This is a genomic window from Streptomyces litchfieldiae, from assembly GCF_031845365.1.
Taxonomy (GTDB): domain Bacteria; phylum Actinomycetota; class Actinomycetes; order Streptomycetales; family Streptomycetaceae; genus Streptomyces; species Streptomyces litchfieldiae.
The window spans coordinates 1-18,591 of the sequence record NZ_JAVREL010000006.1 but is presented as its reverse complement, the minus strand read 5'-3'; the positions used below and the strand labels follow the sequence as shown (position 1 = coordinate 18,591).

Annotated in this window: 3 protein-coding genes; all 3 read right to left on the bottom strand. The window is 75.6% G+C overall.

Annotated features, from left to right (window positions below; genetic code table 11):
• Positions 1 to 3 precede the first annotated feature (3 nt).
• Positions 4 to 11,214, bottom strand: a complete 11,211-nt coding sequence (locus RM590_RS12605) for a type I polyketide synthase (RefSeq protein ID WP_311704587.1) — start codon at positions 11,212 to 11,214, stop codon at positions 4 to 6.
• A gap of 35 nt (positions 11,215 to 11,249) precedes the next feature.
• Positions 11,250 to 16,109, bottom strand: a complete 4,860-nt coding sequence (locus RM590_RS12600) for a type I polyketide synthase (RefSeq protein ID WP_311704586.1) — start codon at positions 16,107 to 16,109, stop codon at positions 11,250 to 11,252.
• A gap of 23 nt (positions 16,110 to 16,132) precedes the next feature.
• The coding region (locus RM590_RS12595; protein WP_311704585.1) for an SDR family NAD(P)-dependent oxidoreductase at positions 16,133 to 18,591 on the bottom strand (2,459 nt) is incomplete at its 5' end.

The window sequence follows — 18,591 nt, the reverse complement described above, 5'->3', positions numbered from 1 at the left end:
TGGTCAGGCCGTGCCGAGTTCTTTGTCGATCAGCGCGAACATGTCCTCGGCCGTGGCCTGCCGCAGTTCGCCGTCGTCGGGCTCCGGTCGCGCGCCGTTCGGGGTGTCCGTCCAGGTCCACAGCAGCGCTTCGAGCCGCTTCCTGAGCCGGGTGCGGGTGTCCGCGTCCGGGTTCGCCCCGGCGAGCGCCGTCTCCAGGCGGTCCAGCTCGTCCAGCACGGATCCCACGGGGCCCGCGGCCGAGCCGGGGAGCACCTGGGTCCGCAGATACGCGGCGACCGCCTGGGAGTTGGGGTAGTCGAAGACCAGGGTGGCGGGCAGCTTCAGGCCGGTGCCGGCCACCAGGCGGTTGCGCAGCTCGACGGCGGTCAGCGAGTCGAATCCCATGTCCTTGAACGCCCGGCCGGGCGGGATGTCCTCGCCGGAGGCGTGGCCGAGGACCACCGCGACCTCCTCGCGCACCAGGCCGAGCAGCAGCTCGGTCCGTTCCTCCTCGGAGGCCGCCGCCAGCCGCTCGCCCAGCTTGGACGCGGCGGCGTCCGGGTCACCGCCGGCGCCCTGGGGCTCCTCGGCGGCGCGCAGCGCCGCCCGCGCCTCGGGGACGCCGGTGATCAGCGGGCTGGGCCGGCCGGAGGTGAAGCCGGGCACGAACCGTTCCCAGTCGACGTCCGCCACCGCGCGGAAGACCTCGTCGTGCTCGACGGCCGCGACCATGGCCGCGATCGCCCGCTCGGGGGCCATCTCCAGCACGCCGCGGCGCCGCATGAACTCGCCGACGCCCTCCGCGCCGGCCATGCCGCCGCCGCCCCAGGCGCCCCACGCCACCGAGGTGGCGGCGCGCCCGCGCACCCGGCGCCGTTCGGCGAGCGCGTCGAGGAACGCGTTGCCCGCCGCGTAGGCGGTGTGGTGACCGCTGCCCCACACGCCGGAGTTGGAGGAGAACAGGACGAACGCGTCCAGCGGGCGGTCGCCGAGCAGCTCGTCGAGGTTGCGGGCGCCGGTGACCTTGCCCTCGTTGATGCGGGCGAAGTCCTCGGCGGTGGTGTCCTCCAGCCGCGTCGTCTGGGCCGCGCCCGCGGCATGCAGGACGGCGGTGAGGGGCTGGTCGCCGGGGATCGCGTCGAGCGCGGCGGCGAGTTGGGCGCGGTCGGCGATGTCGCACGCGGTGATGGTCGCCCGGGCCCCGAGGGCGGTCAGCTCGGCGGCCAGCTCCTCCGCGCCGGGCGCCGCCGGGCCCCGGCGGCCGAGCAGCACCACGTGGCCGGCGCCCTGTCGCGCGACCCACCGGGCGAGGTGTGCGCCGACGCCACCGGTGCCGCCGGTGATCAGCACGGTGCCGGAGGGGCGCCAGCGCCGGACCGGCTCGGTGTCGGGCAGCGGGGCCCGGACCAGGCGGCGTCCGAACACGCCGCCGTCGCGCACGGCGACCTGGTCCTCGACGCCCGCCGCGTCCGGGGCGGGGAGCCCGGCCAGCACGCGGGCGAGCCGCCCGGCGGCCCGGCCGTCGTCCAACGCGCCCGGTGCGGACGGGAGATCGATCAGCCCGCCCCAGGCCCGGGGCCGCTCCAGGCCCACCACCCGGCCCAGGCCCCAGATCTGGGCCTGGTCGGGGTCGGCCGGGCCGTCGGCCGCGGACACGGACACCGCGCCCCGGGTCGCGCACCACAGGGGCGCCTCGCCGTCGGCGTCGGCCAGGGCCTGGGCGAGCACGAGGGTGCCGGTGGCGCTGGCGGCGCGGTCCAGGCCGAGCAGCGACAGCACGCCCGCCGCCGGTGTCTCGCCGAGCCGGGCGGCCCAGTCGGCGCGGTCGGGCGCGGCGGGGTCGAGGTCCAGGCGGCGCACGTCCGCGCCGTGCGCGGTGAGCGCGTCGGTGAGGGACGCGGCCCAGTCCTGGGCGGTCTCGGCGTCCGGGCCGGTGGGCACGGCCAGCAGCCAGGTGCCGGCCAGGCGCGGGGGCTCGGCGGCGTCGGGCAGCGGAGTCCAGGAGATGCCGTATCGCCAGGAGTCGAGGGTGCGGCGTTCGCGGTGGCCGCGCCGCCAGGAGGCGAGGGCGGGCAGCACTTCGCTCAGCGGCCGGTCGGCGCCGACGTTCAGCGTGTCCGCGACCGAGGTCAGATCGTCGCGTTCCACGGCGTCCCAGAACCCCTCGTCCACCGCGTCGGCGGCGGCCGGGGGCGCGGAACTCGCCCCGGCCGGGCCGGATTTCAGCCAGTAGTCGCGGCGCTGGAACGCGTAGGTGGGCAGGTGCACGCGGGCGCCGCCGGGGTCGGGCAGCACGGCCGTCCAGTCGATGGGGGCGCCCCGGGTCCAGGCCTCGGCGAGCGAGGTCAGGAAACGCTCCGGGCCGCCCTCGCCGCGCCGCAGCGAACCGACGGTGACGGCCGGGGCGTCGGCGGCGTCGATGGCCTCCTGCACGGCGATGGTGAGGACGGGGTGGGCGCTGGTCTCGACGAACACGCCGTGCCCGCTGTCGAGAAGGGCGCGGACGCCGTCCCCGAAGCGGACGGTCTCCCGCAGGTTGGTGTACCAGTACTCGGCGTCCAGCTCGGTGCCGGTGACGAACGCGCCGGTCACGGTGGACCAGAACGGCACGGTGGCGGCGCGGGGTTCGATGCCCTCCAGCGCGGTGAGGATGTCGTCGCGGATCTCCTCGACCTGCGGGGAGTGCGAGGCGTAGTCCACCGCGATCCGCCGGGCCCGGACGCCGTCCGCCTCGCAGGCGGCCAACAGCTCGTCCAGCGCGGCCGGTTCACCCGACACCACGGTGGAGCCGGGCCCGTTGACGGCGGCGAGCGCGAGGCGTTCGCCCCACCGCGCCAGCCGCTCGCGCACCTCGTCGGCGGGCTCGGCGACCGAGACCATGCCGCCCCGGCCGGACAGCGCCAGCAACGCCCGTGCGCGCAGGGCCGATACGCGCGCGGCGTCCTCCAGGGACAACGCACCCGCCACGGCGGCGGCGGCGATCTCGCCCTGGGAGTGCCCGATCACGGCGGCTGGCTCCACGCCATGCGAGTGCCACTGCGCGGCGAGCGAGACCATCACCGCCCACAGCGCGGGCTGGACGACATCGACGCGCTCCAGCGCGGCGGCGTCGCCGAGTACTTCGAGCAGCGACCAGTCCACGTGCGGCGCCAGCGCCGCCGCGCACTCCTCCAGCCGCGCCGCGAACACCGGGGAGGTGCCGTGGAGTTCCAGTGCCATCCCGGCCCACTGGGAGCCCTGGCCGGGGAACACGAACACGGTCCTGCCCTCGACGTCCGCGAGTCCCTGGACGGCGGGGCCGCGTTCGAGGCCGGCCAGCAGGCCGGCCCGGTCGCCGCCGATCACGACGGCGCGGTGGGCCAGCCGCGCGCGGGTGGTGGCCAGGGAGTGGGCGAGGTGCCCGGCCGGGAGGTCGGGGTGCTCGGCGACGTGGGCACGCAGCCGTTCGACCTGGCCGGTCAGTGCCTCGGCGCTGCCGGCGGAGAGGATCCAGGCGAGCGGGCCGCCGCTCGTCTCCGGGGCGGCGGGCGCGGCGGGTGCCGCCGACTCGTCGGCGGCCGGGGGCTGTTCGAGGATGACGTGCGCGTTGGTGCCGCTGATGCCGAACGAGGAGACGCCCGCCCGGCGGGGGCGGCCCGCGTCGGGCCAGGGCCGGGGCTCGGTGAGGAGTTCGACGGCTCCGGTGGACCACTCGACGTGCGGCGAGGGCGTGTCCACGTGCAGCGTGCGGGGCAGTTCGTCGCGCTGGAGGGCCATCACCATCTTGATCACGCCCGCGACGCCGGAGGCGGCCTGGGTGTGGCCGATGTTGGACTTGACCGAGCCGAGCAGCAGCGGGCGGTCCTCGGGCCGGTGCTGACCGTAGGTGGCCAGCAGCGCGTGGGCCTCGATGGGGTCGCCGAGGGTGGTACCGGTGCCGTGCGCCTCGACGACGTCGATGTCCTCGGGCGTCAACCGGGCGTTGGCCAGGGCGCGTTGGATGACGCGCCGCTGCGAGGGGCCGTTGGGGGCGGTGAGGCCGTTGCTCGCGCCGTCCTGGTTGGTCGCGGAGCCGCGCACCACGGCGAGCACCGGATGCCCGTTGCGGCGCGCGTCGGAGAGGCGTTCCAGGAGCAGCACGCCGAACCCCTCGGAGAACGACGTGCCATCGGCGGCGCCGGCGAACGCCTTGCAGCGGCCGTCGGGCGCCAGGGCCCGCTGGCGGCTGAACTCCAGGAACTCGCCGGGTGTGGCCATCACCGCGACCCCGGCGGCCAGCGCCATGGTCGACTCGCCGTCGCGCAGCGCCTGGCACGCGAGGTGGAGCGCGACCAGCGAGGAGGAGCAGGCGGTGTCGACCGTGACGGCCGGGCCCTCCAGGCCGAAGGTGTAGGCGACGCGGCCGGAGATGACGCTGTTGGACAGCCCGGTGGTGAAGTAGCCCTCCACGCCGTCCGGTATCTCGGCGAGATCGGTGGCGTAGCCGGAGGGCACGGCGCCGACGAAGACGCCGGTGCGGCTGCCTTTGAGCGTGCCGGGGTCGATGCCGGCCCGTTCGAACACCTGCCAGGTGCCCTCCAGCATCAGCCGTTGCTGGGGGTCCATGGCCAGCGCCTCGCGCGGCGAGATGCCGAACAGGGCGGGGTCGAAGCGGCCCGCGTCGTGGAGGAAGCCGCCCTCCATCACATAGGTCTTGCCCGGGACGCCGATCTCCGGGTCGTAGATCCCGTCCAGGTCCCAGCCCCGGTCGGCGGGGAAGCCGGAGATGGCGTCGCGGCCCTCGGCGACCAGCTCCCACAGGTCCTCGGGCGATGCCACGCCGCCGGGGAACCGGCAGGCCATGCCGACGATGGCGATCGGATCGTCATCGGCGCCGGTCGCCGGAGCGGCCGTGGCGGGCAGGTGCGGATCGGTGCCGGTGCCGACGAGTTCGTCGCGCAGATGGCGGGCGAGGTCGGCGGGGGTGGGGTGGTCGAAGACGATGGTGGCGGTCAGCCGCAGCCCGGTGGCGCCGGACAGCCGGTTGCGCAGTTCCACGGCGGTGAGGGAGTCGAAGCCGAGGTCCTTGAAGGCGCGGCCGGGTTCGACGGCACCGGCCCCGGCGTGGCCGAGCACGGTGGCGGCGTGGCCGCGCACGGTGTCCAGCAGGGTGCGCAGTTGCTCGTCCGGGCTGAGGCCGGCCAACTGCCGGGCCAGCGCGGAGGCGGCGGCCCCGCCGGCGGCCTCCGCCGTGCGGCGGCCCGGCACCCGGACCAGGCCCCGGGCGAGGGCGGGGAGTTCACCGGTGGCGGCCTGCGCGCGCAGGGCGGCGAGGTCCAGGTGCACGGGTGCGAGCAGCGGCTCGTCCACGGCCTGGGCGGCGTCGAAGAGCGCCATGCCCTGCTCGACGGGGAACGCCACCATGCCCGAGCGCGCCATGCGGGCCATGTCCTCGTTCTGGAGGTGGCCGGTCATCCCGCTGGGCTGCTCCCACAGGCCCCAGGCGAGGGATGCGGCGGGCAGGCCGTGGGCGCGGCGGTGCTGGGCGAGGGCGTCGAGGAACGCGTTGGCCGCAGCGTAGTTGCCCTGCGCGGGTCCGCCGATGACGCCCGAGGCGGAGGAGAAGAGGATGAACGCGGTGAGGTCGAGCTCGCGCGTCAGCTCGTGGAGGTGCCAGGCGGCGTCGGCCTTGGGCCGCAGCACCCGCGCCAACTGCTCGGGCGTCAGCGAGGGGATGACCCCGTCGTCGAGAACGCCCGCGGTGTGGACGACGGCGCGCAGCGGGTGCTCGGCGGGGATCCCGGCCAACGCGGCGGCGAGCTGGTCGCGGTCGGCGGCGTCACAGGCCACCACGCTCGCCTTGGCCCCCAACTCCGCCAGATCGGCGGCGAGTTCGCTCGCGCCGGGGGCGTCGGGTCCCCGGCGGCTGGTCAGCAGCAGATGCCGCACCCCATGCGTGGTCACCAGGTGGCGGGCCAGCGCGGCACCGAGCGTGCCGGTGCCACCGCTGATCAGCACCGTCCCTTCCGGATCCCACGACTGCGGAACGGTCAGCACCAGCTTGCCGACATGCCGCGCCTGACTCATAAGGCGGAACGGGTCGGGCGCCCGACGGATGTCCCACGCCCGCACCGGCAACGGCTCCAACACCCCTGAGGTAAAGAGGTCGTTCAGCTCGGCGAGGATTCCGGCGATGCGGTCGGGCCCGGCCTCCTTGACGTCGAAGGCGCGGTAGGCGACGCCCGGGTGGGCCCGGGCGACGTCGTCCGGGTCGCGGACATCGGTCTTGCCCATCTCGATGAACCGCCCGCCCCCGGACAGCAGCCGCAGCGACGCGTCCACCAACTCCCCGGCCAGCGAATCGAGTACGACATCCACGCCACCGCCGAAGCGCTCCTCGAACGAGGCATCCCGCGAGGAGGCGATATGCGCGTCGTCCAGCCCGGCCGCCCGCAGCACGCCCCACTTGGACTCACTCGCCGTGGCGAAGACCTCCGCGCCCAGATGCCGCGCCAGCCGTACCGCCGCCGTGCCCACGCCGCCAGCGGCCGCGTGAATCAGCACCCGCTCCCCCGACCGCAACCCCGCCAGATCCACCAGCGCGTAATAGGCGGTGAGATAGGCCGTGGAGACGGAGGCGGCCTGCTCGAAGGTCCAGCCGTCCGGGATACGGGTCACCATGCGCCGGTCGACGGCGGTGGACGGGCCGAAGGCTCCGGGGATCTGGCCCAGCACGCGGTCGCCGACGGCCAAGTCGATGACGTCCGGGCCGACTTCGGTGACCACGCCCGCGGCCTCGTTGCCCATCGTCGCCTCGCCCGGGTACATGCCCAGGGCGATCAGCACATCGCGGAAGTTCAGCCCGGCCGCCCGCACCGCGACCCGCACCTCGCCGGGCGCGAGGGGCGCCTCGCTCTCCGGGGACGGTGTCAGGGCGAGGCCGTCCAGGGTGCCCGGGTGGGCGGCGGCGAGCTGCCAGGAGCGTTCGCCGTGGGGCGGCAGCAGCGCCTCGCCGGTGGCGGCGCGCGCCAGCCGTGGCACCAGCACCCGGCCGTCCCGGACGGCGACTTGCGGCTCGCCGGCGTCCGCCGCGAGGGAGAGCGCCGCGCGCAGCGCGTCCGGCGCTCCCGCCACCTCGTCGAGGTCGACGAGCAGCACGCGGCCGGGGTTCTCCGCCTGGGCGGAGCGGGTCAGGCCCCACAGCGCGGCCCCGGCGAGGTCACTGACGTCCTCGCCGGGCCGCGTGGACACGGCACCGCGCGTGACGACCACGAGCCGTGCGTCCTGAAGCCGTTCGTCGGCGAGCCAGTCCCGCAGGGTCGTCAGCAGGCGGCGGCTCGCGCGGTGCACCTCCCGGGCGAGCGCGCCGTCGTCGGCGGAGCCGCCGCAGGGCAGCACCAGCACGTCGGGCGCGGGCACACCCGCTTCGACGGACTCGCTCAGCGGCGCGACCTCGTCGTAGTGCTGGGGGAAGGCGCCGGCGCGCTGGAACTCGGGCGCCAGGCGCAGCACGTCGTCGCCCAGCAGCGCCCAGCCGTCCAGGTCCGCGTCCGCCGCCTCCGGGACGGGCGGTGCCGGGGCCCACTCCATGCGGAACAGGGCGTCGTGCGCCCGCGCCGCCGCCGCGTCCACCTGGCTGGCGGCGAGCGGACGGGACACCAGGGCGCCGACGGTGGCCACCAACTGCCCGGCGGCGTCGGCCAGTTCAAGCGTGACCGCGCCGTCCGTCGAAGCGGGGGCGATCCGGACGCGCAGCGCGGTGGCGCCGGTCGCGTGGAGGGTGACATCGGTCCAGGCGAACGGCAGGCGCACCTCGGCCGGGCCGCCGTCGGCGGCGGAGGCTAGGCCCGCGTGCAGGGCGGCGTCCAGCAGCGCGGGGTGGATGCCGAAGCCCTCGGTGCTCTGGTCCTCGGGGAGCGCCACCTCGGCGTAGAGGTCGTCGCCGTCCGGTGCCCGCCAGAGCGCGGTCAGCCCCTGGAACGCCGGGCCATAGCCGTAGCCGGCGGCGGCCAACCGCTCGTAGAGGCCGGTGAGTTCGACGGGTTCGGCGCCGGCGGGCGGCCAGGCGCCGAGGCCGGCCGCCGGGGGCGCGGCGGGCGCGGTGCTGAGCACGCCGCTGGCGTGCCGGGTCCAGGGGGCGTCCGCGTCGGCCCCCTCCGGACGGGAGTGGATGCCGAGGGTGCGGCGGCGGTGGCCGGTGGCGTCGTTCTCGGGCGGGCCGACGACGATCTGGAGCTGGAGCGCGTCGCCCTTGGCGAGGGGCAGCGGGGCCTCCAGGGTCAGTTCGTCCAGCGTCTGGCAGCCGACCTCGTCGCCGGCGCGGACGGCGAGTTCGACCAGGGCCGCGCCGGGGAGCAGCACGGTGCCGTTGACAGCGTGGTCGGCGAGCCAGGGGTGGGTGCGGAGCGACAGCCGGCCGGTGAGCACGGCCAGGTCGCCGTCGGCGAGCCGGACGGTGGCGCCGAGCAGCGGGTGATCGGCGGCGCCGAGTCCGGCGGCGGCGACGTCCGCCGGGCCGGTGGCCGTGGCCCGCAGCCAGTAGTTGGTGCGCTGGAACGCGTAGGTGGGCAGGTCGACGCGGGCGCCGCCCTGGGCGGGCAGCAACGTCGTCCAGTCGACGGGGGCGCCCCGGGTCCAGGCGTCGGCGAGCGAGGTCAGGAAACGCTCCGGCCCGCCCTCGTCCCGCCGCAGCGAGCCGAGCGCCGCCGCGCGAAGACCGGCGTCCTCGATCGTTTCCTGGACGCCGATGGTCAGCACCGGGTGGGCGCTCGCCTCGATGAACACCCCATGCCCGCGCGCCAGTAGTGCCCTGATGCCGTCCTCGAAACGAACGGTCTCCCGCAGGTTGGTGTACCAGTACTCCGCGTCCAGCTCGGTGCCGGTGACCAACTCCCCGGTCACCGTGGACCAGAACGGCACGGTGGCGGCGCGGGGTTCGATCCCCTCCAGCGCGGTGAGGATGTCGTCGCGGATCTCCGCCACCTGCGGCGAGTGCGACGCATAGTCCACCGCGATCCGCCGAGCCCGCACCCCGCCCGCCTCGCAGGAGGCCAACAACTCATCCAAAGCCACCGGCTCACCCGACACCACCGTGGAGCCGGGCCCGTTCACCGACGCCACCGACAACCGCTCACCCCACCGCGCCAACCGTCCCCGCACGTTCTCCGCAGGCTCGGCGACGGACACCATCCCGCCCCGCCCGGACAGCGCCAGCAACGCCCGCGCCCGCAACGCCGACACCCGCGCCGCGTCCTCCAACGACAGCACACCCGCCACCGCAGCAGCCGCGATCTCCCCCTGCGAATGCCCGATCACAGCCGCCGGCTCCACACCACAGGAACGCCACAGCTCCGCCAGCGACACCATCACCGCCCACAACGCCGGCTGCACCACATCCACCCGCTCCAACGCAGCGGCATCACCCAGCACATCCAGCAACGACCACCCCACATGCGGCGCCAACGCCACCGCACACTCCTCCAACCGCACCGCGAACACCGGCGAGGACGCGTGCAGTTCCAACGCCATCCCCACCCACTGCGACCCCTGACCCGGAAACACAAACACCGGACGATCAGCGCCGCGCACGGTCTGGCCGCTGACCACGTTGGGTTCTGGGGTGTTGTCGGCCAGGGCGGTCAGGCCGGTGAGGAACGCGGGCCGTTCGTCCGCCAGCACCACGCCCCGGCTCTCCAGTCCGGCGCGGGTGGCGATCAGCGCGGCGGCGATGTCGGCGGGGCGCGCGCCGGTCTCGTTCTCGGCGTGGGCGCGCAGCCGGGCCGCCTGGCCGGCCAGCGCCTCGGGGGTCTTGCCGGAGAGCGCCCAGGGCACCAGGGGGCTGGTCAACGCCGAGGTCCCCGAAGGCTGTTCGGCGGGCGCGGGCTCCAAGGGCGCGGGCTGTTCGAGGATGACGTGCGCGTTGGTGCCGCTGACGCCGAAGGAGGAGACGGCGGCGCGGCGCGGGCGGTCGTCGGTGGTCCACTCGCGGGCCTCGGTCAGCACCTCGACGGCGCCGGCCGTCCAGTCCACGTGCGGGGAGAGCTCGTCCACGTGCAGGGTGTGGGGCAGCACGCCGTGGTTCATGGCGAGCACCATCTTGATGACCCCGGCCATGCCCGCCGCGGCCTGGGTGTGGCCGATGTTGGACTTCACGGAGCCGAGCCACAACGGCTTTTCCGCGGGCCGCCCTTGACCGTAGGTCGCCAGCAGCGCCTGCGCCTCGATCGGGTCGCCGAGGGCGGTCCCCGTGCCGTGCGCCTCCACCGCGTCGATGTCCCCCGGGGCGAGCCGGGCGTCGGCCAGGGCCTGTTGGATGACGCGCTGCTGGGAGGGGCCGTTGGGCGCGGTGAGGCCGTTGGAGGCGCCGTCCTGGTTGGTCGCCGAGCCGCGCAGCACGGCGAGCACCCGGTGTCCGTTGCGGCGCGCGTCGGACAGCTTCTCGACGAGCAGCAGGCCGACGCCCTCGGAGAGGGCCATGCCGTCGGCGGCGGCGGAGAACGCCTTGCAGCGGGCGTCCGCCGCCATGCCGCGCTGTTCGCTGTAGCCGATGAACTCCAGCGGCGTGGACATCACGGTGACGCCGCCCACCAGCGCCAGGGAGCACTCGTCCTGCCGCAGCGCCTGCGCGGCCAGGTGCAGCGCGACCAGCGAGGAGGAGCAGGCCGTGTCCACGCTGACGGCCGGGCCCTCCAGGCCGAAGGTGTAGGCGATGCGGCCGGACACGACGCTGGCGGCGCCGCCGGTGGTGAGGTGGCCCTCGTAGCCCTCGGGGATCTCGGGGAGTGACCAGCAGTAGTCCAGGTTGTAGCAGCCGATGAACGTTCCGACGCGGCTGCCGCGCAGCGCGGTGGGGGCCAGCCCGGCGCGTTCGAACGTCTCCCAGGCGGCCTCCAGGACAAGCCGCTGCTGGGGGTCCATGGCCAGCGCCTCGCGCGGCGATATCCCGAACAAGGCGGGGTCGAACTCGCCCGCGTCGTAGAGGAATCCGCCCTCGCGGACGTAGGTGCGCCCGGGGGTCTCGGGGTCCGGGTCGTAGATGGCGTCGAGGTCCCAGCCCCGGTCGGTGGGGAACGCGGAGATGGCGTCGCCGCCCTCGGCGACCAGCCGCCACAGGTCCTCGGGGGAGGTGACGCCGCCGGGGTAGCGGCAGGCCATGCCGACGATCGCGATGGGCTCGTGTCCGGCTTCCTCGACCTCACGCAGCCGCTGCCGGGTCTCGTGCAGATCGGCCGTGACCCACTTGAGGTAGTCGCGGAGCGTGTCTTCCTTAGCCACGGGTGCTCCCTTGGAGATGGCTGGACATGGCTCGGTTACTCCGGCCTGCCGAATTCCTGGTGGATGAATGCGAAGAGTTCCTCGTCGGACGCCGCGCCGAGCCGTCCGCCGACGGACTCGGCGTCCTGCGCCGCCTGTGCGTCCTTCCAGCGGGACAGCAGGGCCTCCAGGCGGCGGGTGAGCCGCTTGCGGTCGTCCCGGTCGGCGGCCAGCGACAGCAGGTCGGCCTCCAGCCGGTCGAGCCCGGTGGTCACGGTGGCGACGGTGGCCGTTCCGGCCGGGGCGTCGAGGAGCTGTGCCCGGAGGTAGCCGGCGAGCGCGCGTGGCGTCGGGTGGTCGAAGACGGCGGTGGCGGGCAGGGGCACTCCGGTGGCGGCGTTGAGGCCGTTGCGCATGGCGACGGCCATCAGCGAGTCGAACCCGAGGTCCTTGAAGGCGCGTTCGGTCTCCACCGCGTCGGCGGAGGCGTGGCCGAGCGCGGTCGCGGCGTGGGCGCAGACCATGTCGGCGAGCAGACGCTCCTGTTCGGCGGGCGACAGTGGGGCGAGGCGTTGCCGCAGCGCGTCGGCCGCGCCCTCGTCGGCCGGGCCGGCGGCGCCCGCTGTGGCGGGCCGTTCGCGGGCCTCCGGCACGCCGTCGGTGAGCCGGCCGGGGCGGGTGGCGGTGAGCAGCGGCAGGAACCGCGCCCAGTCCACGTCGGCGACGGCGACGGCCGCCTCGTCGTGGTCGAGCGCGCCGCGCAGCGCCTGCCAGGCCAACTCCGGTGGCAGCAGCGGGAGTCCCCGGTCGGTGGAGCGCTCGCGGAGCTCCCGGGCCTGCTCGGGGTGGGTCTCGGCGTCGAAGAGGTCCCACACGCCCCAGGCGACGGCGGTCGCGGGCCGGCCGTGGGCGCGGCGGCGGGCGGCGAGGGCGTCGAGGTGCGCGCTGACGGCGGCGAACGCGGCGTGGTCGCCGCCGCCCCAGTAGGCGGTGACGGAGGTGAACACGACGAACGCGTCGAGGTCGTGGCCGGCCAGGGCCTCGTCCAGGCGGTGCACGGGGGTCACCGCGGCGGCGAGGGTGGCGGCCAGGTCGTCACCGCTGAGGGCGGTCAGGGGGGCGAGGTCGATGGGCGTGCCCGCGTGGATGACCGTGCGAACCGGGCGGCCGGCGCGGTGCGCGTCGGCGAGGAGGGCGGTCAGGGCGGCGGTGTCCTGGCCGTCCCAGGCGGCGAGCGTGAGGCCGGGGCCGGGGTCGGGCAGGTGCTCGGCGGCGCCGGGTGGGGCGGCGAGGAGGATGTGTTCGGCGCCGGATTCGGTCAGCATGCGGACGACCGCGGCGGCGAGCGGCTGGCCGCCGCCGGTGACCAGGACGGTGCCCTCCGGCCGCCAGGTGCGTGCCGGGGGCCGGTCGGGCAGTGGCGCGCGGGTGAGGCGGCGGGCGAGGAGGCCGGTGTCGCGCAGGGCGATCTGGTCCTCGTCCGCGCGGGCGGTGAGCGCGGTGGCGAGCCGAGTGCGGGCGGTGGCGTCCCAGGTCTCCGGCAGGTCGATCAACCCGCCCCAGCCGAGCGGCTGTTCGAGGGCGGCGACGAGGCCGAGTCCCCAGACGGCGGCCTGCCCGGGGTCGGGCGGGGTGTCCTCGGGCCTGGCGCCGACCGCGCCCCGCGTGGCGGCCCACACGGGTGCCTCGATCCCCGCGTCGGCGAGCTCGCGCAGCAGGGCGAGGGTGTCGGTCGCCGCGTTGTCGCCGCTCAGTGGGAGCAGCGACAACACCCCGGCGGGCGGGCCGTGTTGGGCCACGGCGTCGGCGAGCCCGCCCGGGGCCGCCCGGTGGATGTCGGCGCCGTGGTCGGCCAGGGCGCGGGCGCAGGCGTCCGTGTGCCCGGGGTGCGGGTCGTCCGTCGGCGCGACGAGGAGCCAGGTGCCGGTGAGGGCGGGCGGTTCGGTGTCGGCGAGCGGCTGCCAGGTGATGCGGTAGCGCCAGGAGTCGATCGCGGACTTCTGCCGGCTGCGGTCGCGCCAGGACGACAGCGCGGGCAGTACCTCGGCGAGGGGCCGGGGGTCGGTGACGCCGAGGGTGTCGGAGAGCGCGGCGAGGTCGGCGTTCTCCACGAGTGTCCAGAACGCGTCGTCGGGCCGGGCCGCGTCGGGCGCGGCCTGCGGCCGGTGCTCCAGCCAGTAGTGGCGGCGCCGGAACGCGTGGGTGGGCAGGTCGACGCGGTGGGTCTCGCGGGCCGGGAACACGGTGGTCCAGTCGACGGGGGCGCCCCGGGTCCAGGCGTCGGCGAGCGAGGTCAGGAAACGCTCCGGGCCGCCCTCGCCGCGGCGCAGCGAGCCGAGCGCCGCCGCGCGCAGACCGGCGTCCTCGATCGTTTCCTGGACGCCGATGGTGAGGACGGGGTGGGCGCTGACCTCGATGAACAGCCCGTGTCCGCGCGCCAGGAGGGCGCGGACGCCGTCCTCGAAGCGGACGGTCTCCCGCAGGTTGGTGTACCAGTAGTCCGCGTCCAACTCGGTGCCGGAGACAAACTCCCCGGTGACGGTGGACCAGAACGGCACCACGGCCACCTGTGGCTGGAGCCCGTCCAGGGCGGTGCGGATGTCGTCGCGGATCTCCTCGACCTGCGGGGAGTGCGAGGCGTAGTCCACCGCGATCCGGCGCGCCCGCACCCCGTCCGCCTCGCAGGCGGCCAACAGCTCATCCAAAGCCGCCGGTTCACCCGACACCACCGTGGAGCCGGGCCCGTTCACCGACGCCACCGACAACCGCTCACCCCACCGCGCCAACCGTCCCCGCACGTTCTCCGCAGGCTCGGCGACGGACACCATCCCGCCCCGCCCGGACAGCGCCAGCAACGCCCGCGCCCGCAACGCCGACACCCGCGCCGCGTCCTCCAACGACAGCACACCCGCCACCGCAGCAGCCGCGATCTCCCCCTGCGAATGGCCGATCACCGCAGCGGGCTCGACACCGCTGGAACGCCACAGCTCCGCGAGCGAGACCATCACCGCCCACAGCGCGGGCTGCACGACCTCCACGCGCTCCAGCGCCGCCGTGTCGCGCAGGACATCGGCCAGTGACCAGTCCACGTGCGGAGCCAGGGCCGCCGCGCACTCGTCCAGCCGCGCCGCGAACACAGGGGAGGACGCGTAGAGTTCCACGGCCATCCCCACCCACTGCGCCCCCTGGCCCGGGAAGACCAGCACGGGGCGGTCGGCGCCGGGCACGACGGCGCCCTCGACGGCGCCCGGGCTTGGCAGGCCCTCGCTCAGCGCGTCGAGCTGGGCGAGCAGCCCGTCGCGTTCGCCCGCGAGCGCCACGCCGCGCCACTCCAGGGCGGGCCGGGTGGCGATCAGCGAGGCGGCGATGTCGGCGGGGTCGGTGTCGGCGGCCGCGGTGGCGAACTCGCGCAGCCGCCGGGCCTGGGCGCGCAGGCCGGCCGTGGTGCGGCCGGAGACGGCCCAGGGGAGGACCGGCGTCTCGGGCGCGAGGTCGCTGCCGGTGCCCGGGAGCGGCGGCCGGTCGGCGGCGTCCGGGGCGGCCTGGAGAATGACGTGCGCGTTGGTGCCGCTGGCGCCGAACGAGGAGACGGCGGCGCTGCGCGGCTCGTCGCCGGTCGGCCAGGGGCGTTCCTCGGTGAGCAGTTCGACGGCGCCGTCGGTCCAGTCGACCTCGGGGGTGGGCTTGTCCACGTGCAGGGTGCGCGGCAGCACGCCGTCGCGCAGGGCCATGACCGTCTTGATGACGCCCGCGACGCCCGCCGCGGCGGCGGCGTGGCCGATGTTGGACTTGACCGAGCCGAGCCACAACGGCCGCTCAGAGGGCCGCCCTTGGCCGTAGGTGGCGAGCAGGGCCTGCGCCTCGATGGGGTCGCCGAGCGTGGTGCCGGTGCCGTGGGCCTCGACGAGGTCGATCTGCGCGGGCGTGAGCCGTGCCTCGGCGAGGGCCTGTTCGATGACGCGCTGCTGGGAGGGGCCGTTGGGGGCGGTGAGGCCGTTGCTCGCGCCGTCCTGGTTGACGGCGGAGCCGCTGATCATGGCGAGCACGGGGTGTCCGTTGCGCCGGGCGCTGGAGAGCCGTTCCAGCAGCAGGACGCCGACGCCCTCGGACCAGCCGGTGCCGTCGGCGGCGGCGGCGAACGGCTTGCAGCGGCCGTCGGGGGCCAGGCCGCGCTGGCGGCTGAACTCGACGTAGACGTCCGGGGTGGACATGATCTGCGCGCCGCCCGCGAGCGCGAGGGCGCATTCGTCGGCGCGCAGGGCGCGGACGGCGAGGTGGAGCGCGACCAGTGAGGAGGAGCACATGGTGTCCACGGACACCGCGGGCCCTTCGAGGCCGAAGGTGTAGGCGAGGCGGCCGGAGGACACGGCGGTGGCGATGCCGGTCATGATGTGGCCCTCGACGTTCTCCGCCGCCCGGTCCCGGTCCGTGCCGTAGCCGGTGTAGGTGGTGCCGACGTAGACGCCGGTGCGGCTGCCGCCCAGGGCCGTGGGGTCGACGCCCGCGCGTTCGAACGCCTCCCAGGACGTTTCGAGCAGCAGGCGCTGCTGCGGGTCCATCGCCAGGGCCTCGCGCGGCGAGATGCCGAAGAACTCGGCGTCGAACTCGCCCGCGTCGTGGACGAATCCGCCCTCCCGGACATAGGTGGTGCCGAGGTGGTCGGGGTCCGGGTGGTAGAGCGCGTCCAGGTCCCAGCCGCGGTCGGCGGGGAAGCCGGTGATGGCGTCGCGCCCGTCGCGGACGAGCCGCCACAGGTCCTCGGGTGAGCGGACGCCGCCGGGGTAGCGGCAGGCCATGCCGATGACGGCGATGGGCTCGGGGGTGGCCGTCTCGTGTTCGCGCAGCCGCTGCCGGGCCTGCCGCAGCTCAGCGGTCACCCACTTGAGGTGGTCGAGAAGCTTGGTTTCGTTGTCCATCTGGCCATGGCTCCTGGGCTTGGCTAGGGCTGGGACTTGCCGAGTTCGTCGTTGATGAGCGCGAAGATCTCCTCGGCCGTGGCCGATTCCAGCTCGTCGTGCGCGCCATTGCCGTCCGGGGTGGCCGGGCCGCTTTCGGTGCCCCATTTGCCCAGCAGGACCTGGAGCCGGCCGGCGATGCGGCGGCGGGCGGCGTCGTCCGGGGCGAGCCGGGTCAACGCGGCGTCGAGCCGGTCGAGTTCGGCGATGACAGTGGCATCGGTGACGGCGTCGTCGTCGGTGATCAGGTGCTCCCGCAGGTACTGGGCGAGCGGGGCCGGCGCGGGGTGGTCGAAGAGGAGGGTGGCGGACAGCTTGAGGCCGGTCTCGGCGGCGAGGCGGTTGCGCAGCTCCACAGCGCCGAGGGAGTCGAAGCCGAGCTCCTTGAACGGGCGGCTTTCGGGAACGGCGTCGGTACCGGGGTAGCCGAGCACGGCGGCGGCGTGGGAGCGGACCAACTCGACGAGTATGTGCTGCTGTTCGGCCTCGTCGGCGGCGGTGAGGCGGGTCACCAGCGCCGTGGCGGCGCCGGCCTCGGCGGGCGCCGCCACGGCGCCGGCGGCCTCGGCGAGCGCGGCCTTGACCTCGGGCAGGCCGGCGATGAGCGGGCTGGGCCGCAGCGCGGTGAACGACGGCGCGAAGCGGGACCAGTCGACGTCGGCGACGCCCACGCACGTGTCGTCGAGGTCGAGCGCCTGCTGGAGCGCGGCGATGCCGAACTCCGGGGCGAGGGCGATGACGCCGCGGCGCCGCAGGTGCTCGTCCACCTCCTCGTCGGCGGCCATGCCGGATTCGGCCCAGGGCCCCCAGGCGACGGCGGTCGCGGCGAGGCCGAGGGCGCGGCGGTGTTCGGCCAGGGCGTCGAGGTGGGCGTTGGCGGCGGCGTAGGCGGCCTGGCCGCCACTGCCCCACATGGCGGCGCTGGAGGTGAACATCACGAACGCGGACAGGTCGAGGTCGGCGGTGAGTTCGTGGAGGAGGTCGGCGGCGGTGGCCTTGGGCCGCAGGACGTGGGCGAGGTGTTCGGGGGTGACGTCGGCGAGGTAGCCGTGGTCGCCGACGCCCGCGGCGTGCACGACGGCGGTGAGCGGCGTTTCCGCCGGGATGGCGTCGAGCAGCGCGGAGAGCTGGGCGCGGTCGGCGGCGTCGCAGGCCGCCAGGGTCACGGCGGTGCCGGCGGCGGTGAGTTCGGCGGCCAGCTCCGCCGCGCCGGGCGCGTCGGGGCCGCGGCGGCTGGCCAGCACCAGGTGTTCGGCCCCGGCGTCCGCCAGCCAGTGGGCGAGGCGGCGGCCGAGCGCGCCGGTGCCGCCGGTGACGAGGACGGTGCCGCTGGGGCGCCAGGGCGCTCCGGCGCGGTCGGCGGGCACGGGGGCGTGGCGCAGTCGCCGGGCGAAGATCCCGCCGGGGCGCAGGGCGAGTTGGTCCTCGCCGTCCTCGGGGACGCCGGTGCCCGCGCCGTTCGCGCCGCTCAGCGCGGCGGCGAGGCGGTCCCGGGCCCGGTCGTCGAGCCGGGCGGGCACATCTATCAACCCGCCCCAGCGGTCGGGGTATTCGAGTGCGGCGACCCGGCCGAGCGCCCAGCTCTGGTTCTGCGCGGCGGCGCCCACGGCGAGCGGATCGGCGGGGCCGGTGGAGACGGCGCCGCTGGTGACGTTCCACAGCGTGGCGTCCAGGTCGGCCTCGCCGAGCGCCTGGATGAGCGCCGCGGTGCCGGCCAGGCCGGCGACCAGGCTGGGGTGCTGGGCGTGCGGGCGGGTGTCGAGCGGCAGCAGGGAGAGCAGCCGGTCGGGCGCGCCGGTGCGCAGCAGTTCGGCGTACGCGTCGGGGTCGGCGGTGGTGGGGTCGAGGTGGGCGAGGTCGGCCCGGGCGCCGTGCGCGGTGAGCGCGTCGAGGCACTGCTTGGTCAGGTGCTCGGCGGCCTCCGTGGGCGGGGCGATGACGAGCCAGTGCCCGGTGAGGCGGGGCGTGGCGGCGTCGGGGAGGGCCTGCCAGGTGACGCGGTAGCGCCAGGCGTCGAGGGTGCGTTCCTCGCGCCGGGCGAGGTGCCAGGTGGCGAGGGCGGGCAGCACCTCGCGCAGGGGTTGGGCGTCCGGGAGGCCGATGGTGCCGGCGAGGCCGGTGGCGTCCTGGCGTTCGACGGCGTCCCAGAACGGGCCGTCGTCCTCGCGGGCCGGCTCGGCGACGGCGCTGAGCCAGTACCGTTCGCGCTGGAAGGGGTAGGTGGGGAGGTCGGTGGGCGGGGTGGTGGTGTCGGGGAACAGGGGCTGCCACGCCACGGGCAGGCCATGGGTCCAGGCCGCGCCCAGCGCGGTCAGGAACGCCCGGACGTCCTCGTCCTTCTTCCGCAACACTGGCGCCAGCAGACCGCCGAAGTCCTCCGGCAGGCTCTCCCGCGCCATCGCCGACAGCACACCATCCGGACCGATTTCCAGGAAATGCCCCA